Below are 25519 nucleotides of genomic sequence, written 5' to 3'. Positions count from 1 at the left end.
GGCAGACCGGTGTGCGGTTCCGTCCGGCGATCGACGACGCTCACCCCCTACTTTCGTAGGGGCACGCCGTCACAGAACGACGGATCCGATACTGAACGCGGCTTTCTAGCGTCGATTCCATGAACGACTGGACCACCTCCCACGACCGTGTCCTGGCGCAGCGCAACGCCGAAGGCTGGATGTTCCTGATCGAAGCGGCCCGTGATCTGCGCACCACGGGTGCCATAGCCCCCAGCGGCACGGCCCTGGCCCGCGCGCTCACCGAACCGGTACGGACTCAGGCGCCCCGCCCGCTGGCGGTCCTGGAAGCCGGGGCCGGCACCGGTCCCGTCACCCGGGCCCTGATCCCCCAGCTGTCCCGCGGCAGCCGCCTGGACATCGTCGAGGCCAACCCCCGTTTCGCCGCGCGACTGCGCCACCTCGTCACCACGCACCCACACCTGGCGGCCAGGCCTGCACAAGTGACCGTGCATCAGACCTACGTCGAGCAGCTCGACACCGACCAGCGCTACGACGTCATCGTCTCGGGGCTGCCGCTGACCAACTTCACGCCCGTGCAGGTCGAGCGCATCATGGACCGCTACCTGGAGCTCCTCCACCCCGGCGGCACGCTGACCTACTTCGCCTACCTCGGCACCCGCAGGGCCCGCGCCCTGGCGGCATCGCGAGCCGAGGCCCGCCGGCACGCCGCCGTCGACGAGATCATGGCCGCCTACCAGCGAACGTACGCCACGGGCCGCTGGACGGTATGGGCCAACCTGCCCCCAGCCTGCGTCTGGCACCTGCAACGTCCCCTCCTCTCCGCGGAGCACCCCCGCCCCGAGCCGCAGTTCGACGGGACGAGGCCGTGAACGCGCTGTCCGACATCCTCGGCCACCTCTCGCCGACCGCGGCGTACGCGGTGGTGGCCGCCGCCGTCCTGGCCGAGTCGATCCTTCTCGTCGGCGCTTTCATCCCCACGCTGACCCTGCTCCTGACCGCCGGCGCACTGGCCCGCACCGGCCCCCTTAGCCTTCTTCTCGTCATCGCCGCCGCGGCCGGAGCGGTGGTGGCGGGCGACTTCCTCGCCCACCGCACCGGCAGGTTCCTCGGTGACCGGCTGCGCCAAGGCCGGATGGGCCGTCGGATACCGGGCGCCGCCTGGCACCAGGCCGAGACGCTGATGACGCGCCACGGCGGCCGGGCGGTCTTCCTGGCCCGCTTCCTGCCCGTGGTGCGCACCCTCGCCCCGCACTCCGCGGGCGCCACCCGGCTGCCCTACCGCCGCATCGCCCCGTACAGCGCCGTCGCCGCCTGTGTATGGGCCACCGCGGAAGCAGGTGTCGGATATGCCGCCGCGACCTCTCTCCAGCGCGTCCTCACCCTGGGCGGCCCGGCCCTCGCCCTGGCCGCGCTGGTGGTGATCGGGGGCGCCCTGCTGTGGCGAGCATGGTCAGGCAGGTCGGACGAGGCCGGTGTCGAAGGCGAAGATCACCGCTTGGACCCGGTCCCGGACCCCGATCTTGGTGAGGATGCTGCTCACGTGTGACTTGACGGTGGACTCGGCGAGGGAGAGGCGTTCGGCGATCTCGGTGTTGCTCCAGCCGGTCGCCATGGCGGTGAGTACCTCGCGTTCGCGGTTGGTGAGGCGGGCCAGCTGACGTTGCTGTTCGGGCGTGTGGCCCGGCAGACGGCTGCCGAAGGCATCGATGAGCTTGCGGGTCAGACCGGGCGAGATGACGGCGTCCCCGGCGGCCACGGCGCGGATTCCGGCGACGAGCTCGTCGGGCATGGCGTCCTTCAGCAGGAACCCGGAGGCTCCGGCCCGCAGGGCGTCGTAGGCGTATTCGTCGAGGTCGAAGGTGGTCAGGACCAGGATGCGGGAGCGGCCGCCGGACTCGACGATGCGTCTGGTGGCCTCGATGCCGTCCATGCCGGGCATGCGGACGTCCATGAGGACGACATCGGGCTTGAGCTCGGCGGTCTTGCGGACGGCTTCGGCGCCATGGGTGGCCTCACCGATGAGGGTGAGATCGGGGTGCTGTTCCAGGAGCATGCTGAAGCCGAGGCGTTGCAGAGCCTGGTCGTCGACGATGAGCACGGTGGTCATGTGCGCGGGTTCTCCGTTGTGGTCGTTCTGACGGGCGGGGCGGTCAGGAGACGGGCGTGGACGCTCCAGCCGCCCTCGCGGTTGGGCCCGGCGGTGACCCGGCCCTGGTAGATGGCCGCACGCTCGCGCATACCGACCAGACCGCGGCCGCTTCCGATGCCCCGTCTGCGGGCCCGGGGTGTGCGCGGGGGGCCGGTGTCCTCGACATCGACCTGGACCGTGTCGGAACCGACGGACACCCGGACGCTGACCAAGGTGTCGGAGGCGGCGTACTTGAGGGTGTTGGTGAGGGCTTCCTGGACGATGCGGTAGACGGCGAGCTGGAGACCCGGGGCCGGTGCGGTGAGGTCGCCGTCGGTGCTGAGAGTGACGGCCGTGCCTGCCGCGCGGACCCGTTCGATCAGCGGATCGAGGTCGGCCAGGCCGGGCTGCGGGGCGAGCGGGGCATCGTGCGGCCGGTCGGTCTCGTCGCCGATGACGGCGAGGAGGCGGCGCAGTTCGGCGAGGGCGCTGCGGCCGCTGCCGGCGATGATCCGCAGGGTCTCGGCACCGCGGTGCGGCTTCGCCTCGGTCAGGCCCGCGGCGCCGTCGGCGAGGCCGACGATCACGGCGAGGGTGTGGCCGAGGATGTCGTGCATCTCCTGGGAGACGCGTGCGCGTTCCTGGGCGACGGCGAGGCGGGCCTGCTGGTCCTTCTCTTTCTGCAGGGCGGCGATGACGACGTTGACCAGGCGGGTGGCGAGGCCGAGGCCGGCGATGGCCGTCACCGTCACCACCCCCAGCAGTATGAGGATTTCGGGCCGTGTGGCGTACTGCAGCTGACCGTTGCTCCAGAGTGTGGCGGCCCAGGCGACCAGCTCCATGAGGGAGATGACGACGGCGATGAGCAGCTGGCCGGGGGTGGCGAAGCGGCCGACGTTGAACAGGGCCACGATGCGGGAGACGTCGGCACTGGCGTTGGCGCCGTGGAGGGACCCGGTGGACTCCATCAGCACGGCGGTGGCGGTGATGAGCGCGAAGACCAGCATGGGTCTGCGCTCCCGCCACAGAAGCGGAACGGCCACGGCGACGGTGAGGACCAGCTCGTCGGCGATCCCGGATCCGCCGACGGGATGGAGTACCGACGGCAGTCCCAGAGCGGCGCACAACAGCGGTACGCCCCACCTCCGGACCCGGGGGTGAGTCCGGTCCGCCCACCGCCAGGACGACAGCCGCGCGATGATCGACACGATCACGCGCTGCTCGGCGTCGTTCGTCAGTGCCTCGGGCAGCTCGGGCCGCGAATCGGGTGGCGGTGTGGGGGTCAAGGTCGTGCCCTTCGCGGTGCGGGCGGGCGGCGCCTGGGACAGAGCGCCGACCGGGACCGATCGCTCTTCCGTGATCGTAAGAGGTCTCGCGTGGACGGGCCTGCCGGGCCCGGACTTCAGTAGTGGGTTCATCATCCTCGCGACTGCTATGAGGCGATCGTGCGGAGCACGGCATCGGCCATGCCCTGCTCGCCGTGCGCGTTCGGGTGGACGGCGGCGGCCGGGCTGCTGGGCTGGAGGGGCTCTATCCAGCGGGTTTTCTGCGCGGAGCAGGCGTCGTGGCCGACGGACGGGGAGTAGGTGTCGACGTACGTCGCTCCGGCGGCCTCGGCCTGCTCGTGCAGCATGGTGTTGAGCTGCTCCCCCTTGTCGTGCAGGTAGCTCGCGTCGCCGGGTGCGAGGGGCAGCTCCCCGCCGCAGCCCTTCCCTTCGGCGGGCAGGATCGCCGGATAGCCGACGACGTAGACCCGGGCCTTCGGCGCGCGCCGTTCGATCTCGGTCAGCGTCGCGGAAATTTTCCGGACGGTTGCCTGGATCTTCTGTGTCACTTCGTCGGTGCCGCCGTCGACGTACTGCTTCTCGCAGGGCGCGTCGTCGGAGAAGAGGCGGCCGCTGCCGGTCGCGCGGTACATCGCACCCATCGTGACGCACTTGGTGACCGTCGAGCCGAAGCCGATGTCGTTGCCGCCGATGCCGAGGGTGACCAGGCGCGTCCGCTTCGAGAGGGCCGCGAGCTGGGCGGGGTTGGTGCCGTTGGACGTCTTCTGCGGCGCGGTGAGGGCGGTGATGGTGGCCCCGCTGCAACTGACGTCACGGAAGTCGGCAGTCGCTACGCCGAGCCGGCGTGCCACCAGTGCGGGGTAGTTGTGGTCGGAGCGGTCGCAGCCGGGTGGTGTCCCGGTCTGCCGGGGGATCTTCGGGCCAGAGGTGTAGGAGTCGCCGAGAGCGACGTAGGGCCCCGGCTGCGGTCGCTCGTCCCGGGAGCTGTCGTGGTTGCCGTCCGGTCGTCCGATGAGGACGGCGGTGAGCAGAACGCCGCAGCTCACGATCCCGGCCAGAGCTGCGCGTGCATACGGTCCCATGGGTTTTCTCCTGTCGTCGTGGCGGTGCTCGCCGTGCGCGGGGAGTTGGCCGGCGCGTCGGGGATGAGGACGGCGTGGACGGTCCAGCCGCCGTGCGGGTTGGGGCCGGCGGTGACCTCGCCCCGGTAGAGGGCGGCGCGCTCGCGCATGCCGACCAGGCCCAGGCCGCCGCCGGTCGGGCCACGGCGGGCACGTGGGGTGCGGGGCGGGCCGGTGTCCTCGACGGTGAGGCGCACGGTGTCGGGCTCGGCGGCGATGGAGACGTGGACCGAGGTGTCGTGGGCGGCGTACTTGACGGTGTTGGTCAGGGCCTCCTGGATGATGCGGTAGACGGACAGCTGGAGTCCGGGCGCCAGGCCGGTGAGGTCGCCGTGCGCGTGCAGGGCGACGGTGGGACCGGCGGCACGGACCCGGTCGAGCAGCGCGTCGAGGTCGGCGAGGCCGGGCTGCGGGGCGAGTGGGACGTGGGGCGCGCCGTGCCTGCCGTCGTGGTCGTCGCCGATGACGGCGAGCAGGCGGCGCAGTTCGGACAGGGCGTCGCGGCCGCTGGCGCTGATGATGCGGAGGGTCTGGGCGCCGCGTTCGGGCTTGGCCTCGGTGAGGGCGGCGGCGCCGTCGGCGAGGCCGACGATGACGGCGAGGGTGTGGCCGAGGATGTCGTGTATCTCGCGGGAGACGCGGGCGCGTTCCCGCGCGGTGGCGAGCCGGGCCTGCTGGTCACGCTGTTTCCTCAGTGCGTCGATGTAGGTGTAGGCCAGCCGCAGGAGCAGCCCGAGTGCCGCGAACGCCGCCACGGTGACCATCACCATCAATGTCATGGGTTCCGGACGCGTGACGTACTCCAGTTGCCGGCCGCGCCAGAAGAAGTAGGCCCATGCGACGAGTTGCACGAGAGTGACGCCGGTGGCGACCGCCAGCCGGCGCGGGGTGCAGTGGCGGCCGACGTTGAAGAGGGCGATCACCCGGGCGAACTCGGCGCCTGTCAGAACGCCGAGAGGAAGAGACACGATCGAGACGGCCGTGGTGAGGGCGAAGACCAGCATGGGGCGTCGTTCCCGCCACAGCAGCGGGATGCAGAAGGCGAGGACGATCGGCAACTGGGGGTCGCCGACGTTGTGGGGATTGGCGTAGGCGTCGCTGCCGACCGCGAGGCAGAACACCGGGACCCCCCACCGCCTCGCCCACGGGCGGGCCCGGTCGGCCCGCCGCCACGAGGCGAGCCGGGAGATGACCGAGACGACCACCCGCTGCTCGGGATCGCTCGTCAGGGCCTGGAGGAACTGGCGTTCGCCCGGGTGTGGGGCGGGCGCGGGGGCGCTGGGTGCGGGCACGGTGGTAGGCCCTTCGCAGGGTCGGGCCGCCCGCCGGCCCGGGGGGATCGGGCCGACGGGCGGGGCGGGGACGACGGCCGGTGAGAGTCGGCCGCCACGTCAGGAGCCGGTGCGGAAGCCGGTGCTGCGGCCGGCTCTCGTCAACTCCTGCGCAACGGGTTCCTCAGCGGCTTCCTGCGGGCCGACGCCTGCGACTTCTGCGAGTCGGCAGGGGCGGTGGCGTCGCCGCCCAGTGCGAGACGTTGCTTGAGCCTGGACAGCCCTCGTGTCTTCTCCGGGGCGGCCTGCCGGGCCGGTACCGGCGTGTCCGTGGCGCCAGACGAGTGGGGCTCGCCGAAGGTGTGGGGGATTCTGTGTCCGTCCGATCCTGCGGTGACACCGGCGAGCACGGGTTCGGGCGCGGAGTCCGGCTGCCCGGCCTCGAGCGCGTGGCGCAGTTTCTCACCCTCCACATCCACGTCGGGCAGGATGCGGTCCAGCCACTTCGGCAGGGTCCAGGAACGATGGCCGAGCAGGGCCATCACCGCCGGGACGATGGTCATCCGGACGACGAAGGCGTCGAAGAACACGGCGGCGGCGAGCCCCAGGCCGATCGACTTGATCAGCGCCTCGTCGTCGAGGAGGAATCCGGAGAAGACGGAGACCATGATGACCGCGGCCGCGGTGACCACCCTCCCGCTGTGCCGGAATCCCCCCACGATGGCCTGCGTGGGTTCAGCGCCGTGGACGTACTCCTCCCGCATCCGGGAGACGAGGAAGACCTCGTAGTCCATGGCGAGTCCGAACACCACGCCGATCAGCACGATGGGCAGCAGGCTGACGATGGGCCCGGTCTGGTCGACGCCGAAGACGTCCTTGAGCCAGCCCCACTGGAAGACCGCGACCAGGACCCCGAGGGTCGAGACGACGCTGAGCAGGAAGCCCAGGGCAGCCTTGAGCGGGATCACGATCGACCGGAAGACCAGCAGGAGCAGGATCAGGGCCAGGCCGACGACGATGGCCAGGTAGGGGATGAGAGCGTCGGAGAGTTTGGTGCTGACGTCGATGTTGACGGCGGTCAGGCCGGTGACCATCAGGTCGGCACCGGATTCCTGGTGCAGGGCGGTGCCGTGGTCGCGGATCTCGCCCACGAGGTCCTTGGTGGCCTCGCTGGTGGGGGCGCTCTTGGGGACGGCGCCGAGCAGGGCCACGTCGCCGGCCTGGTTGAAGGAGGGGGGACGGACGGCCGCGACGTCGTCCAGCTTGCTCAGCATGGTGTACGTGTCCTGGGCGGCCGCCTTGGGATCGTCGCTGCCGCGGGCGTCGACGACCACGGTGAGCGGTCCGTTGAAGCCCGGCCCGAAGCCCTTGCTGAGGGTGTCGTAGGCGATGCGCTGGGTGCTGCCGGGGGGCTTTCCGGAGTCGTCGTTCAGGGCCATCTTCAGGGACATCGTGGGGATGGCCAGCAGGGCGAGGCCGGCCACCGAAACCGCGAGCACCTTGACCGGGTTGCGGGTGACGAACCTCGCCCAGCGCACGCCCATCGACTCGCCCTCGCCGCGCTCCAGCGCCTTCATACGGCGGGTGTGCAGCGTGCCGTTCATGATCCGCGGGCCGGCGAAGCCGACGACGGCGGGCAACAGGGTCAGCGCGATGATCACGGCGACGGCGACGGCGAAGGCGGAGGCCAGCCCCATGGAGGTGAGCATGCCGATGCCGATGACGCTCAGGCCGCTCAGCGCGACGATCACGGTCAGGCCGGCGAAGACGACCGCCGACCCGGCGGTGCCCAGGGCACGTCCGCACGCTTCCTCGGGGTCGTGGCCGTCGCGGATCTCGTTGCGGTAGCGGGAGACGATGAACAGGGCGTAGTCGATGGCGACGGCCAGGCCCAGCATCAGCGCGAGGGTCGTGGAGGACGAGGCCAGGTCGAAGAAGTGCGTGGCGAGCGTGACGGACAGGACGGCCGCGGCCACCCCGAGGATCGCGGTGAGCAGGGGCAGTCCGGCCGCGATCATCGAGCCGAAGGTGATCACGAGGACGACGGCGGCGACCCCGACGCCGATCAGCTCGGCCGCCTTGCTGGTGGCCTTGTTCTCGACGGCGTTGCCGCCCAGGCTCACCTTCAGGCCCGCCTTCTCGCCCTGGGCGACGACCTCGGTCTGGACGGCGTGGGCCGCGCCGCTGACGTCGGCCTGGGCGACCTTGTAGGACACCTGGGTGTAGGCGATGGTGCCGGACCTGCTGACCAGGCCGCTGCTGAAGGGATCGGTGACGCCGGACACCTGCGGCGACTTCTCCAGCTTCGCCACCAGGGACTCGACCTCGGCCTTGTTGGCGGCGGAGGTGAGCTGCTGTCCGCTGGGCGCCTCGAATACCACCCGTGCGGTGGCGCCGTCGGCGGAGGCCTGCGGGAACTCCTTCTGGAGCAGGTCGATCGCCCGCTGCGACTGGGTGCCCGGAACGCTCAGGGCCCCGGAGGAGGTGCCGGGCGCAGTCATGGCGCCGATGCCGATGGCGGCCAGGACGGCGACCCACAGCATCACGACGACCCGTCGTCGCCGGAACGCCAGCCGGCCGAGCCGATAGAGGAAGGTGGCCACGGAGTACTCCCACCAGGAGAAGAGATCATTGGGTGAGCCGGTCCTGACTGACCCGCGATCTCAACCTAGGAGCGGTACCGGGCGACCACCCCGTACCGCGGAACCGAATCCGGTGGGGCCCGCTAGTACCCCGGGACTAGGGCCTGTCCGGCGGATCAGGCCGACTGCAAGCAACGGCGCCTGATCAGCGCAGGTGAGCGGGGTCAAGGGGGCCCTGCTTGAGCGAAGCCGAGAGTGACGGCAACGCCGCCGGCCCCTCTGGGGAGTGCGTGCCAGACCCCGCGACGTCGGCACGATCCACCGGAGAGGCCCTGAGGCCGTCCTCCACCCAGCACGCCGACCGTCCTTCGCTCAGCCCTTGACCGCGGAGCCGGCGACCCCCTGGACGAACCAGCGCTGGAAGAACGCGAAGATCACCAGGACGGGCAGGACGAGAAGGACGCCGAAGGCGAGGATCTGGCCCCAGTCCGGCGGCTGCTGGCCCTGGAAGACGCTCATCTCCAGCGGGAGCGGGCGGACGGAGGGGTCGGAGACCATCAGGACCGGCCACAGGAAGGAGCCCCACTGGGTGAGGAAGGTCAGGATCGCGACGGAGGCGAAGACCGGTTTGCTCATCGGGACGATGATCGCGAAGAAGGTGCGCCACGGACCCGCGCCGTCCAGCCGGGCCGCCTCCTCGATGCTCGGCGGGATCGAGCGGAAGAACGTGTGGAACTGGTAGACCGAGAAGGCGTTGGCCACGAACGGGATCGCCTGGATGTAGATCGTGTTGCGCTGCTCGTTGAACATGTAGAACAGCGGCACGGCCACCGACTCGAACGGGACCAGCATCAGCAGCAGGACGAGCGTGAAGACCGCCTCCCTGCCCCGCCACTTCAGCCGTGACATTCCGTACGCGGCCGTCGAGTTGACGAACAGGCCGCCCGTGACCACCACGAACGCGACCAGCAGCGAGACGCCCATGAAGCGCCAGAAGTAGCCGGTGCTGTCGGAGTTCAGGGCGTCGAGGACGTGTGCGTAGTTGTCGAAGGACAGGTGGGTGGGGAGGAAGCCGCTCAGGCCGTTCAGTACTTCGTCGGAGGGCTTGAGACTGCCGAGGAGCAGATACAGGACGGGCAGCACGAAGATGAACGCCAGGACGCCCAGGACGGTGTAGTCGGCGAAGCGGCGCAGGGGCACGCGGGTCGTGGCCATGGTGGGGTCAGTCCTCGTTGTCGGGCCGGACGACGCGGCGCTGGATGAGGGTCAGGGCGACGACGATCAGGAAGAACACGACGGTGATCGCGGACGCCTGGCCGATGTTGTTCTGGTCGAAGGCGGTGGTGACGGCCTGGTACATGACCGTCCGGGTGGCGTCCTCGTCGAGACCGCCGCCGTGGATGAGGACGTACACCTGGTCGAAGACCCGGAAGGACAGCACCGAGGTGAGCATGGCGACGAAGACGAGCGTGCCGCGGATGCCGGGCAGCGTGACATGCCGGAACTGCTGCCAGGCCGTGGCCCGGTCGAGTTCGGCGGCCTCGTAGAGCTCGCCGGGGATCTGCTGGAGGCCGGCCAGCAGGATGACCATCTGGAAGCCGACGCCCTGCCATACCGACAGCACGATCACCGAGGCCATGGCGGTGGCGGAGTCGCCGAGCCAGTCGAAGGCGCCCCAGTTGCCGAAACTCACCGCGTGCAGCGCGGAGTTGAGCAGGCCCTGGTCGCTGCGGGCGAGGATGAGCCGCCAGATCACGGCGACCAGCGTCATGGGGAAGACGACCGGCATGAAGAAGAGGGAACGGAAGAAGCCGATGGCCTTGAGCTTGCGGTTGAGCAGGATCGCCAGCGCCAGCGCCAGGCCCGTCTGAAGCGGTACGACGACGACGGCGAACGTCAGGTTGTTCAGCAGGGCCCGCAGGAACGGGCCCGACAGGTCAGGGTCGGTGAACAGCCGCCGGTACTGCTCCAGGCCGAAGAACGAGGGGGCCAGGGGCGACCCGAGGCGCACGTTGTAGAAGGAGAGGACGACGGCGTAGCCGAACGGGATGCCGACGAAGGCGACGAGCCCGGCGACGGCGGGCGCGGACATCAGCAGTCCGTGCAGCCAGTCGCGGTTCCTTGGCCTTTTCTGGGGCCCGGATCGTGTCGACCGGGTTGTCGACCGGGCGGTTTGCACGGAGGTCATGGGCGGGCTGTGCTCCCGGTCGGGGGCCGCGGCGGGCGCGGGGTCCAAGGGGTCCACTGGTTCCACTGTCTTCACGGGTGGGTCCTGTTCCCGGCGCGGCGGGCAGCGTCTGCGCGTGCCCGCCGCGGCCGACACGGTCCTACGGGATCTTGTATCCGGCGTTGTCGGAGAAGTCCTGGTCGATGGAGCGGGCCGCCTTGGCCAGCGCGCTCTTCGGGTCGGCGCCGCCGTAGATCGAGTTCAGGGCGTCGCTGAACTTGGCGGTGACCGTCGGGTATCCGGCCGTGACCGGGCGGGTGACGGCGACGCAGGACCGGGTGATGTCGCTGTCCCCGCAGGGCTTGGCGAGCTGGTCGGCGAAGAGCTGGAGCGGGCCGCCCGGCTTGTACAGGGGGCTGGCGGCGAGGGCGGTCTTCGTCGCGGGCGGGGCTCCGTTGGCCGTCGTCATGGCGGTGACGTTGGTGTCGTTCATGAGGTAGTCGAGGAAGGCGCCGGCCGCCTTGGCGTTCTTGGTGCCGGCCCCTATGCCCCAGGCCCACGAACCCTGGCCCGACTTGGGGCCGTTGCCGAAGTCCGGCAGGGGAAGGACGACGAGGTCGCTGCCGAGTGCCTTGCTGTAGGCGGGGTACATCCAGTGGCCGACCCAGCTGAGGGCGACGCGGCCCTTGGCGAAGGCGTTGCCGTCGGTGTTGGGGTCGGTGTACGTCTTCCAGGACTGGAAGGTCTTCATGGCCGAGACCACGGCCGGGGCGTCGAGGGCGCCCTCCGCCTTGCCGTCCTTGAGCAGGGAGCCGCCGGCCGACCAGACGATCGGGGAGAAGCCGTACGTACCCCACTCGGTGGCGAGGCCGTTGTTCTCCTGGAAGTCGACGACCTTGCCGTCGGAGTCCTTGGCCTTCAGCGCCTTGAGCGCGGCGGTGAACCGGTCCGCGGTCCAGTCGTCGGACAGGCCCGTCGGGTACTTCACGCCGGCCGCGTCCAGCAGCTTCTTGTTGCCGTAGACGCCGAGCCCGGAGTCGTACATGCCCAGGCCGTAGTGCTTGCCGTCGATCTCGCCCTGCGCCTTGCTCGCGTCGGTGGCGTTGCCCAGGGTCTTGGCGGAGACGTACGAGTCGATCGCGGCGAGCTTCTTGTTGTAGACGAAGTTCGCCATGGTCGGCCCGTCGAACTCCATCACGTCCGGCAGCTGGGAAGCGTCGGTGGCGGTGATGGTCTTGGTGTAGTCGTTGCCGGGGACGAGCTTCAGCTCGACCTTGATCCTGCTCTGTGAGGAGTTGAAGGACTTCACCGCGTTCTGCAGGGCGGTGTCCTCGCTCTTCTGGCCCTGGTGGGCCCAGACACTGATCGTGCCCGTGCCGCTGCCCGCGTCGGCGGAGGCGCCACCGCTGCCGCCGCCGCAGGCGGCCAGGGCGGCGAGGGGCAGGACGAGGGCGAGGCTCGTACAGGCCGTGCGGCGGTACCTTCTGCTGGTCGAGCTCATGGATGTGCCTCCGTGCGGTGCGAGGGTTTCGAAGTGCGCCGGCGCTTTCCGGCGTGGGGCGTGGGGGCCTCGGGGCCTGACGGCCGCGGAGGGGTCACTGAGGTCCGCGCGGGCGCGGCGGGGCGGTCGTCTCGCGCAGGACGAGACGGATGGGCATCTGCACGTGCCCGGGTGCGCCGGTGCCCGGCTCGTCGAGCTGCCGCAGCAGCAGCCGGGCGGCCTCGGCGCCCTGGCCGGCCACCGGCTGGGCGACGGTGGTCAGTCCGATCACGTCGGCGAGCTCGTGATCGTCGAAGCCGACGACGGACACGTCGTCCGGCACCTTCAGCCGGTGCCGCCGCAGGGCGCGCAGCGCGCCCATCGCCATCTCGTCGGACTGGGCGAACACCGCCGTCGGCGGCCGGGAGGCGGCCAGCAGTTCGGTCATGGCCCGCTCGCCGCCCTCGACGGTGTAGTCGCCGTCCGCCTCCAGGGCCGGATCGTGCTCGATCCCGGCCTCGGCCAGCACGTCCAGGTACGCCTGGCGTCGCGCGATGGGCGTGGTCCAGTGCTGCGGCCCGCTGGACCCGCTGATCATGCCGATCCGGCGGTGGCCGAGGTTCACCAGATGCCGTACGGCGCTCTCCGTACCGGCCCGGTCGTCGATGCCGACCACGGTGAAGCCGGGCCGGGCGCCGCCGACCGTGCTGGCCAGCGGCACCCCAAGGGAGCGCAGTGCGGCCGACTCCTCGTCGTCGGGAATGACCAGCGACAGCAGCGCGTCCACCCGCTTGCGGACCGGCATCCTGGTGAAGAAGCGCTTGCGTGTCTCGGGCGAGCCCAGGTTGTACAGCAGGACGTCGTACCCGGCGGCGCTGAACACGTGCTCGGCGGAGTCCAGCACGGTGCCGAAGAACCAGCGGCCCACATACGGGACCAGCACGCCGATGGTGAAGGTGCGCCCGCTGGCCAGGCTGGACGCCGAACGGGACGCCGTATATCCGAGCTGCGCGGCGACGGCCGTGATCTGGGCGCGCACCTCGTCGGACACCCCCTGTCGGCCGCGCAGTGCGCGGGACACGGTGGACGCCGAGACTCCGGCGGCGCGGGCGACATCGGTGATGCTGACGGTCACAGCGCATTTCTCCCGTCGGTTTCACGTCGGTGTGATCTGGAGGTGACGCGACCGTAAACCCGGCCTCCTTGTTGCGCAAGCGTTTGCGTTCAGTTTTACTGGGCCCGATTCTCAAGCGAGACCTTCTGGGTCAATGGTCAGCGCACGCGTTTGCGCGCTGCGAGCCGACAGGAACTGTGCATGCGATACGCCCCGCCCGGCCTCTGCGTGAACGACTTCGCCCTGCTCCGCGACGACGACGGCACCTACGCGGTGCTGCACCTGCAGGGCCCGTGGACGGCCGAGTTCGACCACCTGAGGATGGAGACGTCGTACGGCAGGGCCACGTCCACCGACCTGGTCCGCTGGAAGCCGGAGGGCACCGCCTTCGGCAACGGTCTGCCCGGCCGCTTCGACCAGCAGGCGGTGTGGACCATGCACCCCGTCCGCCACGGCAACGGCATGGCGATGTTCTACACGGGCGTCTCCGCTCTCACCCCCGGCGGCTGGCCACTGCAGTCGGTCGGGCTGGCGTACTCGGACCGCACGGACGGCACCGGCTGGCGGCGCCACGGCACCGGGCCGGTCGTCGAGGCGGACGCGCGGTGGTACCGCACCGGCGAACGCATGGGCTGGCGCGACCCGTTCGTCGTACGCGACGACGAGTCGGACGGCTGGGTCATGGTGGTCTGCGCCGCCGACGCCGCCCTGCCGGTCGAGTCCAGCGGCTGTGTGGCGTGGGCGACTTCGGACGACCTGGAGCACTGGAACGTGCGGCCCCCGCTCATCTCACCTGGCGACGTGGACGAGTTGGAGTGCCCGGTCCTGGAACGCCTCGACGACGGCAGCTGGTTGCTGATCGGTTCGATCGGCTCGACGCGCCGCTTCGAGGCATGGACGGCCCCCCGGCTCCGCGGTCCCTGGACCCGCCGCGGCCCGCTGAGCCCGACCGGTTCGTACGCCCCCCGGGTCATCGCCGGCCCCGACGGCTCCCGTGTCGTGCTGCACACCACCCCGCGCCGAGTCGGCCTCACCGACTCCGGTGAGCGCTGCCGGGGGATGCTCGCGCAGCCCAAGTCCCTTGTCATACCCGGGGATTCGGCGCCTCGTCTGGAGTGGTGGCCGGGCCTGGACGGCTGGCTGGGTGAGGAGACGGAGGAGCCGGTGCTGCATGCGGTGGGCGACGTGGGTGTCTCCGGGCGGATCCAGATCACCCTGCGGACCGGAGACGACGGCCGCCCCGCCCTGGCCGTCGGGTGCGACGGCAAGAACCTCTGGCTCACCGGCCCCGAGGGCACGCGGCTCGGCGAGTCCGACCTGCCCGAGCCGGCCGCCACGCTGCGCATCCTCACCATCGGTGAGTACGTCGAGGTGTACGCCGACGGCGTCTTCGCCCTGACCGGCCTGTGCTACTCGGGTCACCCCGCCGCCTGGACGGCGGTGGCGGAAGGACGTACGCGCACGCTCCCCGTCCGCCCGGTACGCCTGCCCGACCCGGGCCGCGACGACGCGTCGGCCGTCTGGCCCGGACCGATGCCGGGCTGAAAGGCCCAGCCGTGAACACCCCTGGGTGCGGATACTCGGCAGACGATCCCTTTTCCGAACCGGGCGGAGCTCCCCCTTGACAGACCGCGCCGTACGCCGACGTCGTCAGGCTTTGTTCCTGTTGTTCTTTCTTCCCGGCATCGCCCTGTCGTCCTGGGTCACGCGCACCCCGGACGTCCGCGACCGACTGGGCCTGTCCACCGGACAGATGGGCCTGGTCCTGTTCGGCCTGTCCGTCGGTTCCATGATCGGCATCCTGTGTTCCGGCCGTTTCGTATCCCGGTTCGGCACCCGGCCGGTCATCGCGCTCGGCACCCTCCTGATCGTCGTGGGCACGGCCGTCATCGGTGCGGGCAGCGCCGTGCCGTCGGCATCGCTGGTCACCGCGGGGCTGTGCCTGTTCGGGGCGGGCATGGGCGGGGGCGAGGTGGCGGTCAACGTGGACGGCGCCGACGTCGAGCGGATCACCGGGACCGCGGTGCTGCCCACGCTGCACGGCTGCTTCAGCCTGGGCACGGTCATCGGGGGTGCGGCCGGAATGGCGGCCACCGCGGCCGCGGTCCCCGTCTCCTGGCATCTGGCAGTGGTCACCCTGGTCGCCTTGGGGATGCTGGTCCACGCCATGCGTGCCGTTCCCGCCGATATCGGCATCAGCACCGCGCCGTCGACACCGGCCCCCGGTCCCGGTCCGGCGCGACGACCCGGGCCGCAGGTGTGGAGGGACCGGAAGCTGCTGCTCATCGGTGCCATCGTGCTGGCCATGGCGCTGGCCGAGGGCGCCGCCAACGACTGGCTGCCGCTGCTCATGGTCGACGGCCACGGCCTTGACGCCGCGATGGGCTCGCTCGTCTACGTGGGGTTCGCGGCGGCGATGACCCTGGGACGCTTCAGCGGCAGCTACTTCCTCGGCCGTTTCGGGCGGGCCGCCGTCGTGCGCGCGAGTGCCGTCTCCGGTGCCGTCGGACTCCTCTTGGTCATCTTCTCCGACAACGCCTTCGTCGCCGCAACAGCCGTACTTTTCTGGGGACTCGGCGCCTCCCTCGGTTTCCCGGTGGCACTGTCGGCGGCGGGCGACTCAGGCCCCGACCAGACCGCCCGCGTCTCGCTGGTCGCCATCATCGGCTACGTCGCCTTCCTCGTGGGGCCGCCCGCCCTCGGATTCCTCGGCGACCACTACGGGCTGCGCTCGGCCATGGTGGCGGTTCTGGTGTTCGTCGCCTCCGCCATCCTCATCGCTCCCGCCGCCGACACCCGCGGCCGCACCACCGCCGCGGTGGACGTACCTCACCAGTCGCCGCCCGGCGCGAATCCCGCGGGACAGCGCCGAGAAGACCGCGCATGAGCCTGCGGGAAGCGTCCGCGGTCCCGGGATCTCCCTCGGCGGGGCGAGTGGAGTGCGCTCTGGTCTATCGTGCGGCGACTGCCCTTGGAGCAAGCGGCGCGGCCCGCGCACGGCGAGCGACCGCCTGGGGTGCGGGAACCTGTGGCGGCTGCACCAGCCCGACGCCGTTTGAAGCGGCGGTTTCGGCCCCCGCGTCGGCAAACCCGGAGGATCGGCGTCGCACCGTTCCCGGGAGCCGCCCGGAGGCTGAGGGACTCGGCATGGCCGGGGATTGTGCAAACGTTTTGGATCCTTGACGTCCGGTTCGGACGGAAGGATCCGCACGATGCGCCGGCTGATCGTGACGTCCTGCTCGGTGCTTCTCGTGCCACGGGGCCGTCGGGCGCCGGCAGGGAGGGGCAGCCGGGCAGGTCAGGCCCGGGGTGTCCGCGAGGTCGGCCGCTGCTGACAAGGCGTGCACGGCCGACCGGGGAGCGGTCCGAGTGAGCCGGTCAGAACTGGCAGGTGTCCATCCACCGCGTGACCAGGGAGGTGTTGTTCTTGTCGGCGTCACGTACGGGACCGCACAGGAACGGGCTGAAGCGGGTGTCGCCGCGCAGCCAGAGGCTGAGGAACGAGACGATCCACTTGCCCTGCTTGGCCTTGTCGCCGTAGCCGGTCATCGGGCACAGATGGTCGCCCGGAACCTCGATGTAGAGCTTCTCCGCCTGGGACATGGAGTTGTACCAGGGCACCGCGTAAGTGTCGCCGTGGGCGACGGGGTCGCTCTGACAGGTCAGGAAGAACGTGGGCTCGGTGACTGCGGAGAAGTTCACGTTCGGGTAGTACGGGGCCGTGGGCACGCCCGCCCGGAAGCGCGGGTCGTCCCGGAGGGCCGCCATGACGCCGCCACCGCCCATCGAGTGACCGACCGCGCCGAGCGTGCCGTTGAGCTTCCCGGACAGCTGGTTGCCGGGAGCGTTGCCGAGCGCGAGCAACTGAGTACCGGCGGCGGTGATCTGACGGCCCCGCGCGGCGGGATCGTCGGTGAGCGTGTTGGTTCCGACGTTGATGACGACGAAGCCCCAGGAAGCGAGGCGCGGTGCGAGCCATCGCAGGTTCTCCTGCGTGCCCTGATAGCCCGGCATCAGTACGACGCCCGGGTACGAGCCACCGGTCGTCGGGTACGTCACCGTGCCGGAGCCGAACCCGCTCGGGCCGGGAACGGTGTAGGTCGCCGTGGTGAGCGGCCCGTCCGTGGCCTCCAGGGAAGCGGTCGTCGGGTCGGGGATCCCGTTGCCCGGAGAGGTCCCGCCGCCGGAGCCGTACACCTGGAACTCCCACAGCGAGTAGCCGTAGGCGGTGCCCCGCTGGGTGCCGTGGACGCGGACGTACCGGCCTTTGCCGTCCACGTCGAGGGTCTGCGCGCCGCCGGTGCCTTTCGTGGTCGAGTAGATGGTGGTCCAGGCGGTGCCGTTGTCCGAGGTCTGGATCTGGAACGCGCGGGCGTACGCGGCCTCCCAGCGCAGCCCCACTCGGCTGATGGTGGCGATGGAGCCCAGATCCACTGTCAGCCACTGCGGATCACTGAAGGTGCTCGACCAGCGCGTCCCGGTGTTCCCGTCCACCGCCGCCGACGCGGGGGTGGCCGCGTTCTCGGTGGACGAGGAGGTCGCGGGCCTGCCCTGGGACAGCAGGTCGGCGGCGGCCGCCGGCGGGGCGGCGGCGGTCAGCAGAGTCAGCGCCAGGCCGAGGGCGGTGGCCAGCGCGATCAGTGCCGTCATGGCACGCGGTCGGGTCCGTAACGGCACGGTCGTGTCGGTCGAGCGACGGGATGAACTCATGATCTACCTCCGGAATACGGGGAGAGCGCGGTGACCGGACAGCGAGGCCCGGGCTATCGGGACTGTTCGAAGAGCCAGTCGATGACCACGTCGTTCTCGTACGTCTGGGCCCATGCGAAATGTGGGTTCGGCGGTGTCGTTCCGGCCGTGTAGCTCGTGAACAGCACGTGGCTGCGCGTGGCCCGGGCCTGCCTCAGCAGCGCCCGGGACCGGGCCTCGAACTGGTCCTTCGGCAGATCGTTGGCCCACTCCCCCCGGCTGACCCGTGCGCCGGCGGTCTCCAGGTCGTTCATCAGGGTCCAGGTGCCGGGCTTGCCGAACCGGCCCTCCCGGTAGGGGACGACCGGGTCGTCGATGGAGTGGTCGGCCCACATCGGGATGTGCGTGATCCTCTCCATGACGGCCGGGTCGCCCCAGCCGGCCGTGGGCAGGGCGGCCGCGAACACGTCGGGTCGCTTCGACAGCAGGCTGTAGATACCGCGACCGCCTGAGGACAGTCCGACCAGATAGAGCCGGTCCGTGTCCACGACTCGGGAGTGCTCGCTCACGAAGGTGTCGATGAGCTCGATCAGCGCGGCCTGGACCTTGGCGTCGGTCCAGTCCGTGCCGTCGGGTCCGTCCATGGGGCGCGGCAGGGGGATCTGCGGAGAGAGGACGAACGCGGGGTCGCGGCGCTGTCGTTCGGGCTTGGCGAACGTGACCGCGATCCGGTTGGACGTCAGCTGGGTCATGTTGTTGTCCGCGACCTCGCCACCGCCGTGCAGGGTGATGACGAGCGGGTACCGCGTGCGCGTCCGAGGGTTCCGTACGAAGTCCGCGGGCTGGTGCAGCCGGAAGTCCAGTTCGAACCCCGCGGAGTCGGTGAAGGAACCGGCGGTGAAGTCGTCGACCACGGGAGTGATGACGCCGTCGTTCCGGTGCGCGAACGGACCGGCCCTGAGCACCGTTTCGCCTCCCGGGGTACGTACGTCCGCCACCTGTCTGACGGAGTACGCGCGGTCGAGCGGCAGGGGATCGGTGCCGGCGGCCCGCGCGTTGGAGTCGTTCGGGTCGAGCTCGACGATCAGGTGCTCCCCCGGTCGTCCGGGGTGAGGGCGCTCGTCCACTTCGGCGGCGGTGTTGGAGTAGACCCGGGTCACCGTGCGAGCCGCCGTCTGCCCGCCGACCGTGGCCGTCACCTGGAAGGCGGAGGGTGGGATCACCCCACCGCGGAGGTCGATGCGCTGCGCGTACTGGACGGCGACGGCTGTCACCAGCCAGTTGTTCCTCGGCGTCACCTGCGTGATGAGGTCCGCACGGAGGACCGGATGGGGTCCGGAGGCCGCTTGTCGCCCTTCGGATGTGGCTGTCGTGGGGGCGGCCGCCGCGGCGGTCGCCGTGCTCACCGCCGGCGCCGTGACCGCACCCGCGGTGGCGGCGAGCACCGTGCGTCTGGTGATCCGTCTCATGGGTCCTCGTCTCAGTCGGTGGGGGCACCCGGGGCCGGGTGCCTCTGTGCGTTACTCCGGTCGCCCGGCTCCGGCTCGGGAAGCGGGCGGCACGTCGCATGGCTGAGCGGCAGGCGCGGCGGCTGCCGGGAGCAGGCAGCCGGCGGGACACCTGTCATGGGGAGCAGGCAGCCGGCGGAGACACCGCTCACAGGGGGAAGGCGCCGGTCACCAGGGCGCCCGCGGTCATGACGAGGGTGGTGGCGAAGGCCCAGCGGAAGATGAAGCGCTGGTGTTCGCCGAGCGACACACCGCTCATGCCGACCAGGATGAACGTGGACGCGGTGAGCGGACTGAGCGGGAACCCCGTGGTCATCTGGCCGAGAATGGCGGCCCGGGCGACCTCGGCCGGGTCGGTGCCGAACCCGTTCGCGGTCTCGGCGAGCACGGGCAGTACCCCGAAGTAGTAGGCGTCCGGTGTGAAGACCAGACTCAGCGGCATGCCGGTGACGGCCACCGCGACGGGCAGGTGCGACCCGAACGAGTCGGGGACGACGGAGACGAACGCCTCGGCCATCTCGTCGATCATCTTGGTGCCGCTGAGGATCCCGGTGAGGACGCCGGCCGCGAAGATCATCGTGGTGACCAGGACCACGCTCTTGGCGTGCTTGTCGAGCAGCGCCTGCTGCTGCTCCCAGGTGGGGTGGTTGACCAGCACCGCGATCGCGAACCCGAGGACGAACAGCACCGGAAGCGGCAGCACTTCCTGGATCAGGCAGACCACGAGGGTGACGGTGAGCACGAGATTGAAGATGTTCAACCAGGTCCGGGGCAGCGGCGGAACCCGGACGGCGCCCGGCCCGTCCCCGGGGGACCGGGTGGCCCGCGGCTCCTGCCCGTCGACCGTCGTGGCCTGCAGGCTCGGATCGGCAGTCGCGAGGGTCGCGGCAGCCGTAGAAGCGAGGGGTTCACGGCCGTCCCTCTTGTCCTCGCCGATGCCCACGTCCGGGGCCGGACCCGGCGGGGTCAGCGCGCCGAGACGGTTGCGCTCCCGGCGGCCGAGCAGGTACGAGGCCACCAGCACCCAGGCGACGCCGAAGCCCATAGCGGGCAGCACGGGGTTGAAGACCTCGGAACTGTCCAGCTTCAGCGCCGCCATGGCGCGTACGGTCGGACCGCCCCAGGGGACCATGTTCATCACGCCCGCGCCCAGGCAGACCACTCCGGACAGCACCAGGGGGTTCATACCGAGCCGCTTGTAGACCGGCAGCAGCGCGGAGACGGTGATGAGGAAGGTGGAGGCGCCGTCGCCGTCCAGTGCCACGCACAGCGTGAGGACGGCCGTGGCGACGGTGATCCGCAACGGGTCGCCCCGCGCCGCGCGCAACAGAGCGCGGATCAGGGGGTCGAAGAGCCCGGCGTCCACCATCAGGCTGAAGTACAGGACCGCGAAGGCGATCATGATGCCGGTGGGGGCCACCTTGGACAGTCCACCGAGAGTCAACTCGCCCAGATCGCTCGCGAATCCGCCGATGAGCGCCGCCAGCACCGGAAGCAGGATCAGAGCGACCAGTACCGAGGCGCGTTTGCTCATGGTGACCAGCAGGAGGACGGCGATCGTGGCGAAGCCCAGGGCTGCCAGCATGGCGGCGCTCGCTTTCTCGGGGACGGCCCTCGGCGGCGGTGGGCGGAGTCGGGCGAGGCCGAGCCGAGGTGTTACGCGAGAGTTTCGGAGCACCACCGGATCGGTGTCCAGCATCAAACGGAGATCTGTCCATGCGATAAGCGCATCAATGGACGCGGTGGCGCCCTATGCTCGTCGGCCATGGAGGCCACCACCCTGCGACAACTGACGGCGTACACGGCCGTCGCACGGGCCGCGAGCTTCACCGCGGCTGCCGCGGAGATGCACGTGTCCCAGTCCTCGCTCAGCCGCGCCGTCGCGGACCTGGAACGGCAGCTCGGCGTCCAGCTCCTCGAACGGGACACGCGCAACGTGCAGTTGACCGCGGCGGGCGTCGAGGCCCTGCGGATCGCCGAGCAGATCGTCACCGCTCACCGTGCGGGCATGAAGGAGCTCAGACGATTCCTGCTCGGCGAGTCGGGAACGGTCGCCGTGGCCACCCTGCCCTCGGTCGCCGCGGTGCTCCTGCCGCAGGTGATCTCCGACTTCCGTGAGCGGCGGCCGCAGGTGGCGGTACGCCTCCTCGACGGGCTGGAGCGGCTGGTACTGGACCGGGTCCTGTCCGGTGACGCCGATTTCGCGATCACCACCGTCGGGGACCCGCCCGAGCAGTTGGAGCACCGCCCCCTGGTCAGGGACCGCTTCGTCGCGGTGCTGCCGGAAGGCCACCCGCTCGCCGACCGCGACGAAGTCACCTGGGACGACCTGGCTCGTCAGCCGTTCCTGGCCGTCGGGCGCGACTCGAGCGTGCGCCGGCTCACCGACGCGGCGTTCGCCCAGATCGACGCGCACGCGGCACCGGCGGCCGAGGCGGGCAGTGTCGCGACCGTGGGCGGACTGGTGACCGCCGGCCTCGGGGTGTCGGCGATGCCCGCCCTCGTGCTCCCGCTCATGGGCTCCGGTCGGATCGTCTGCCGCCCGTTGGTGGACCCCGTCGTGGACCGGCGCCTGGACATCGCGCTGCGTGCCCGTCGAACGCTCCCCGTCGTGACCCAGCGGTTCCTGGAGACGCTTGAAGAGTTCCGTCTCCAGCGCCGCCCCCTCCCGCCCGGCGTTTCCTGGGCGTGAACGCCGCGACCGTTCGGCGATTCATGCGTTCTTCGCATTGATTGATGGCCTTCTGTTGCTCGACAAGCATTTCTCCGCTCCTGCAGTCTGAAGACCCGAACAGCAGGGCGAGGGAGCACATCGGTGTCGGACGACGAGCGGAACACCAGCGGCCACGGGCAGTTGCGCGGGCTGAAAGTGGTCGAGTTCGCCCATGTGGTGGCCGGGCCGCTGGCGGGCTCGATGCTCGCCGACCAAGGGGCCGACGTCGTACACGTGGAGCCCCCCGGCGCCGGAGACGCGGCCCGCGCCATGGGGCCTCAACGAGACGGTGTCCCCCTGTGGTTCAAGGTCGCCGGCCGCAACAAGCGCTCGGTCACCCTCGATCTGCACCATGAGGCCGGCCGGGCCGTCGCCCGCCGACTCGTCGCCTGGGCGGACGTCGTCATCGTCACCCTGCGCGCCGGACGCCTACGCGCCTGGGGACTCGACTGGGACTCCGTGCACCGGATCAACCCCCGGGCCGTACTGCTTCAGATCTCCGGATTCGGCGCCACCTCGTCGCAGGCGGACGCCCCCGGCTTCGGCAAGATGGGCGAGGCACGCAGCGGAGTCGTCCACCTGACCGGGTTTCCCGACGGCCCGCCCGTCCACACCGGCTTCTCCCACGGCGACGCCGTGACCGGCCTGATGGGCGCCTACGCCGTCCTCGCCGCCCTGCACCGACGTGACAACGACCCCGATTTCGACGGCGAGTGGATCGACCTCGCCCTCTTCGAGTCCCTGTTCCGTCTCGTCGAGTGGCAGGTCATCGTCCACGACCAGTTGGGCCGCGTCCCCGAACGCTCCGGCAACCAGCTGGCGGTCGCCCCCGCGGCCGTGATCAACACCTACCGCTCCCGCGACGGCGAGTGGATCACGGTGACCTCCGCGACGTTGCGCTCGGTCCGCAACATCGCCCGCCTGCTGGGACTCCCCGAGAAGGACTTCGCCACGGCACGGCAACAGCACGCCCGGCGCGAGGAGTTGGACGAGGGCCTGCGGAACTGGGTCGCGGAGCGCGGCACCGGCCAGTGCCTGGAGGAGTTCGCCCGTGCCGAAGTCGTGGCCTCACGGGTGTTCGACGCCGCGGACATCGCCGCCGACCCCGTGTACGCCGAACGCGAGGACATCGTCACCGTCGACGACCCCGACCTCGGCCCGGTGCGTATGCAGGCGGTGATCCCGCACTTCCGGCAGCGGCCCGGCCGGGTCTGGCGCACGGGACCCGCCCTCGGACAGGACAACCACCTCGTCTACGGGCAGTGGCTCGGACTCAGCGCGGAGGAACTGGCCCACCTGGAGAAGAGCGATGTCATCTGAGAGGTCTTCGGAGAGGCTCGCCGAGGTGGACGTGGCAGCGGTCGACCGGCCCCCGCTGCGCTCCCTGCTCTTCGTCCCCGGCAGCAGGACCGACTGGCTGCCCAAGGCCCGGGCGGCCGGCGCCGACGCGGCGATCCTCGACCTGGAGGACGCGGTGCCCGCCGCCGACAAGCTCGCCGCCCGCGCCCAGGTGACCGACGCCCTCGCCCAGGCCGCCACCGAGCCGGCCGGTCAGGCGGGAGGGATGGCACTGTTCGTCCGTGTCAACCCGCTGGACGGCTGGGCGGGGGCCGAGGAACTGCGGGCGGTCGTACGGCCCGGGCTCGCCGGCATCGTGCTCCCCAAGGTCGGCTCAGCCCAGGACGTGAGGCTCGCCGACCGGCTGCTGGGCTGGTGCGAACAGGAACAGGGCCTGCCGCCGGGGCAGGTCGCCCTGGTGCCCCTGCTGGAGACAGCACGTGCCCTGCGCGAGGCCTACGACATCGCCCGAGCCGCCTCCCGCATCGCCTACTTGGGCGCACTCACCGCCCCCGGAGGCGACGTGGAACGCGCCGTCGGCTACCGCTGGAGCCCCGAGGGAACCGAAACGCTGCCCCTGCGTTCCCGCGTGCTGCTGGACGCCAGGGCAGCCGGAGTACCGCGCCCGGTCAGCGGATTGTGGACGCGCATCACCGACCTGCCGGGGCTGCGCGCCTTCGCCGAACAGAACCGCTCCCTCGGCTACGAAGGGATGATGGCGATCCACCCCTCCCATGTCCCGGTGATCAACGAGGTGTTCTCCCCCGGCCCCGACGAACTCGCCCGCTGCGCAGAGCTGATCGCGGCGGTCGAGGCGGCACAGCGGGCGGGGACGGGCGCGGTGGCGTTCCACGGTGAGATGGTCGACGAGGCCATGGCCGCCACGGCACGTCTTGTCCTCGAACGACACCGAAGCGCTGGTTCGCGCGGCTGAGGAAACTGCCGCCGTCCGCCCCGTGATGGCCCGCAACTGCCGGAGCTACAAGGGCCGTTGTCAGTGCCTCCCGATAAAATGAGGACATCATTCGGGGAGCCTCGGAGGGGGAACGCAAACGTGTCCGCAAACAGGATCCAGCACAAGGTGAATCACGTCGCGCTGGTAGTGGACTGTTCGGGTTCGATGCGTCCGCACCAGAGTCAGCTCATTCAGGTCGTGGACGAGTTCGTGGCGGGACTGAAGGCGGAGTCGGACAGCCTCGGCCACGAGACACGGATCAGCCTCTATTCCTTCGATCACAGGGTGGAGAACCTGGTCTGGGACATGGACGTGAAGCATCTGCCGTCCATGCGGGGGCTGTACCAGGTCAACAATGGCGCTACGGCCCTCATAGAGGCTTCTCTGAAGTCCCTGGACGACCTGGGCCATATCTGGGAGGAATACGGCGAGCACAGCTTCCTCCAGATCGTCGTCACGGACGGTGAGGAGAACGCCTCCGGCGGCGACAGGCGGCACGACGGGGACATGACCATCCTCGGCCCCTGGCTCGACAGGATCACGGCGAAGATGCGCGGGCTTCCGGGTCACTGGACCTCCGCGATCCTCGTCCCGAACTCCCTGGCCAAGCGCACCGCCCAGAACTACGGCTTCCCGGCGGGCAACATCGCCATCTGGGACGCGGACTCCCAGAAGGGCGTCGAGGAGGCGATCGGCACCGTGCGCGCCGCCGCCACCAGCTTCCTCCGCGGGCGGGAGCAGGGGGTGCGCGGCACGAAGAACCTGTTCGCCGTCGGCCAGGACATATCGGTCGACGACGTGCGGGCGAACCTCGAACCGATTCCGGCCGACAAATACCGGCTCCTGAAAGTCGACAAGGAGGTCGAGATTCGCTCCTTCGTCAACTCGCATCCGGGAGTGACGTACGAACGTGGCTCCTGTTACTACCAGCTGGGCGCCCGGGCTCAGGTTCAGCAGAACAAGGAAGTCATCGTGGTCGAAAAGGACACCGACCGCGCCTATACCGGCGACGCGGCACGCAGTCTTTTGTTCGGTACGAATGTCCATGGGACGGTCTCCGTGAAGGCGGGGAACAATCCCAAGTTGGAGGTCTACGTACAGAGTCGTTCGGTGAACAGGAAACTCAAGCCGAAGACGCGTCTGCTTATCATGCTGTGAATTCAATGAGCCGAGCGCGGCCCGTCC

20 protein-coding genes are annotated in these 25519 nt (G+C 70.4%); 8 read left to right on the top strand and 12 right to left on the bottom strand.

The annotated features are described in order from the left end of the window. The first annotated feature begins 119 nt into the window (after positions 1-119). Positions 120-851 carry a class I SAM-dependent methyltransferase gene (locus BFN33_RS07800; RefSeq protein WP_069759171.1) on the top strand — a complete coding sequence of 244 codons (732 nt, stop codon included), beginning with the start codon at positions 120-122 and terminating at the stop codon, positions 849-851. Then, complete coding sequence (locus BFN33_RS07795; protein ID WP_079140716.1) at positions 848-1528, top strand: DedA family protein; 681 nt, start codon at positions 848-850, stop codon at positions 1526-1528. Before BFN33_RS07800 ends, BFN33_RS07795 begins: the two co-directional genes overlap by 4 nt. Here BFN33_RS07795 and BFN33_RS07790 read toward each other — a convergent pair. The 9 genes from BFN33_RS07790 to BFN33_RS07750 all read right to left on the bottom strand — a co-directional run bounded on the left by BFN33_RS07790 (position 1433) and on the right by BFN33_RS07750 (position 13152). Further along, entirely contained in the window at positions 1433-2089 is a 657-nt protein-coding gene (locus BFN33_RS07790; protein ID WP_069759170.1) for a response regulator transcription factor, read from the bottom strand. The two genes, BFN33_RS07795 and BFN33_RS07790, sit on opposite strands and share 96 nt — an antisense overlap. Then, positions 2086-3396 carry a sensor histidine kinase gene (locus BFN33_RS07785; RefSeq protein ID WP_069759637.1) on the bottom strand — a complete coding sequence of 437 codons (1311 nt, stop codon included), beginning with the start codon at positions 3394-3396 and terminating at the stop codon, positions 2086-2088. Before BFN33_RS07785 ends, BFN33_RS07790 begins: the two co-directional genes overlap by 4 nt. A 146-nt stretch (positions 3397-3542) precedes the next feature. After that, the gene (locus BFN33_RS07780; RefSeq protein ID WP_069759169.1) at positions 3543-4478 is read right to left on the bottom strand and encodes an SGNH/GDSL hydrolase family protein; all 936 of its coding nucleotides are present in this window, start codon (positions 4476-4478) and stop codon (positions 3543-3545) included. Then, positions 4439-5809, bottom strand: a complete 1371-nt coding sequence (locus BFN33_RS07775) for a sensor histidine kinase (RefSeq protein WP_079140714.1) — start codon at positions 5807-5809, stop codon at positions 4439-4441. The genes BFN33_RS07780 and BFN33_RS07775 overlap by 40 nt, the downstream gene beginning before the upstream one ends. 140 nt (positions 5810-5949) lie before the next feature. Further along, positions 5950-8391, bottom strand: coding sequence for an MMPL family transporter (locus BFN33_RS07770; RefSeq protein WP_069759168.1), 2442 nt, complete (start codon positions 8389-8391; stop codon positions 5950-5952). Positions 8392-8742: 351 nt separating this feature from the next. Beyond that, positions 8743-9585 (bottom strand): carbohydrate ABC transporter permease, encoded by an 843-nt coding sequence (locus BFN33_RS07765; RefSeq protein ID WP_069759167.1) that lies wholly within the window; start codon positions 9583-9585, stop codon positions 8743-8745. 7 nt (positions 9586-9592) lie between these two features. Then, a complete protein-coding gene (locus tag BFN33_RS07760) occupies positions 9593-10462 on the bottom strand; it encodes a carbohydrate ABC transporter permease (protein WP_256122683.1) in 870 nt (289 codons plus the stop codon). 235 nt (positions 10463-10697) lie between these two features. After that, positions 10698-12038 (bottom strand): sugar ABC transporter substrate-binding protein, encoded by a 1341-nt coding sequence (locus tag BFN33_RS07755; RefSeq protein ID WP_069759165.1) that lies wholly within the window; start codon positions 12036-12038, stop codon positions 10698-10700. A gap of 94 nt (positions 12039-12132) precedes the next feature. Then, positions 12133-13152, bottom strand: coding sequence for a LacI family DNA-binding transcriptional regulator (locus BFN33_RS07750; RefSeq protein WP_069759164.1), 1020 nt, complete (start codon positions 13150-13152; stop codon positions 12133-12135). A gap of 180 nt (positions 13153-13332) precedes the next feature. Between BFN33_RS07750 and BFN33_RS07745 the strand changes: the two genes are divergently transcribed. After that, entirely contained in the window at positions 13333-14676 is a 1344-nt protein-coding gene (locus BFN33_RS07745; RefSeq protein ID WP_069759163.1) for a mucin-1, read from the top strand. A gap of 76 nt (positions 14677-14752) precedes the next feature. Continuing rightward, the gene (locus BFN33_RS07740) at positions 14753-16018 is read left to right on the top strand and encodes an MFS transporter (RefSeq protein WP_069759162.1); all 1266 of its coding nucleotides are present in this window, start codon (positions 14753-14755) and stop codon (positions 16016-16018) included. A 491-nt stretch (positions 16019-16509) separates the two neighbouring features. Here the strand turns inward: BFN33_RS07740 and BFN33_RS07735 are convergent, their stop codons facing one another. The 3 genes from BFN33_RS07735 to BFN33_RS07725 all read right to left on the bottom strand — a co-directional run bounded on the left by BFN33_RS07735 (position 16510) and on the right by BFN33_RS07725 (position 20913). Then, positions 16510-17781: a discoidin domain-containing protein gene (locus BFN33_RS07735; RefSeq protein WP_069759161.1), complete on the bottom strand. Its 1272-nt coding sequence runs from the start codon at positions 17779-17781 to the stop codon at positions 16510-16512. Positions 17782-17894: 113 nt separating this feature from the next. Then, complete coding sequence (locus BFN33_RS07730) at positions 17895-19289, bottom strand: prolyl oligopeptidase family serine peptidase (protein ID WP_069759160.1); 1395 nt, start codon at positions 19287-19289, stop codon at positions 17895-17897. A gap of 187 nt (positions 19290-19476) precedes the next feature. Then, on the bottom strand, positions 19477-20913 hold the full coding sequence (locus BFN33_RS07725) for a CitMHS family transporter (RefSeq protein WP_069759159.1): 1437 nt from the start codon (positions 20911-20913) through the stop codon (positions 19477-19479). Between the two features lie 180 nt (positions 20914-21093). On the opposite strand from BFN33_RS07725, the gene BFN33_RS07720 reads away from it, so the two are divergent. From BFN33_RS07720 to BFN33_RS07705, 4 genes are all read left to right on the top strand, one after another. Next, a complete protein-coding gene (locus BFN33_RS07720) occupies positions 21094-22020 on the top strand; it encodes a LysR family transcriptional regulator (RefSeq protein ID WP_069759158.1) in 927 nt (308 codons plus the stop codon). A 123-nt stretch (positions 22021-22143) separates the two neighbouring features. Beyond that, complete coding sequence (locus BFN33_RS07715; protein ID WP_069759157.1) at positions 22144-23361, top strand: CaiB/BaiF CoA-transferase family protein; 1218 nt, start codon at positions 22144-22146, stop codon at positions 23359-23361. After that, a complete protein-coding gene (locus BFN33_RS07710) occupies positions 23351-24313 on the top strand; it encodes a CoA ester lyase (protein WP_069759156.1) in 963 nt (320 codons plus the stop codon). Before BFN33_RS07715 ends, BFN33_RS07710 begins: the two co-directional genes overlap by 11 nt. Before the next feature lie 120 nt (positions 24314-24433). Beyond that, positions 24434-25492 carry a vWA domain-containing protein gene (locus BFN33_RS07705; RefSeq protein ID WP_069759155.1) on the top strand — a complete coding sequence of 353 codons (1059 nt, stop codon included), beginning with the start codon at positions 24434-24436 and terminating at the stop codon, positions 25490-25492. The last annotated feature ends 27 nt before the right edge of the window (positions 25493-25519 follow it).

This window comes from Streptomyces sp. LUP47B, assembly GCF_001746295.1.
GTDB lineage: Bacteria > Actinomycetota > Actinomycetes > Streptomycetales > Streptomycetaceae > Streptomyces.
This window is presented reverse-complemented; position numbering and strand designations above follow the sequence as displayed.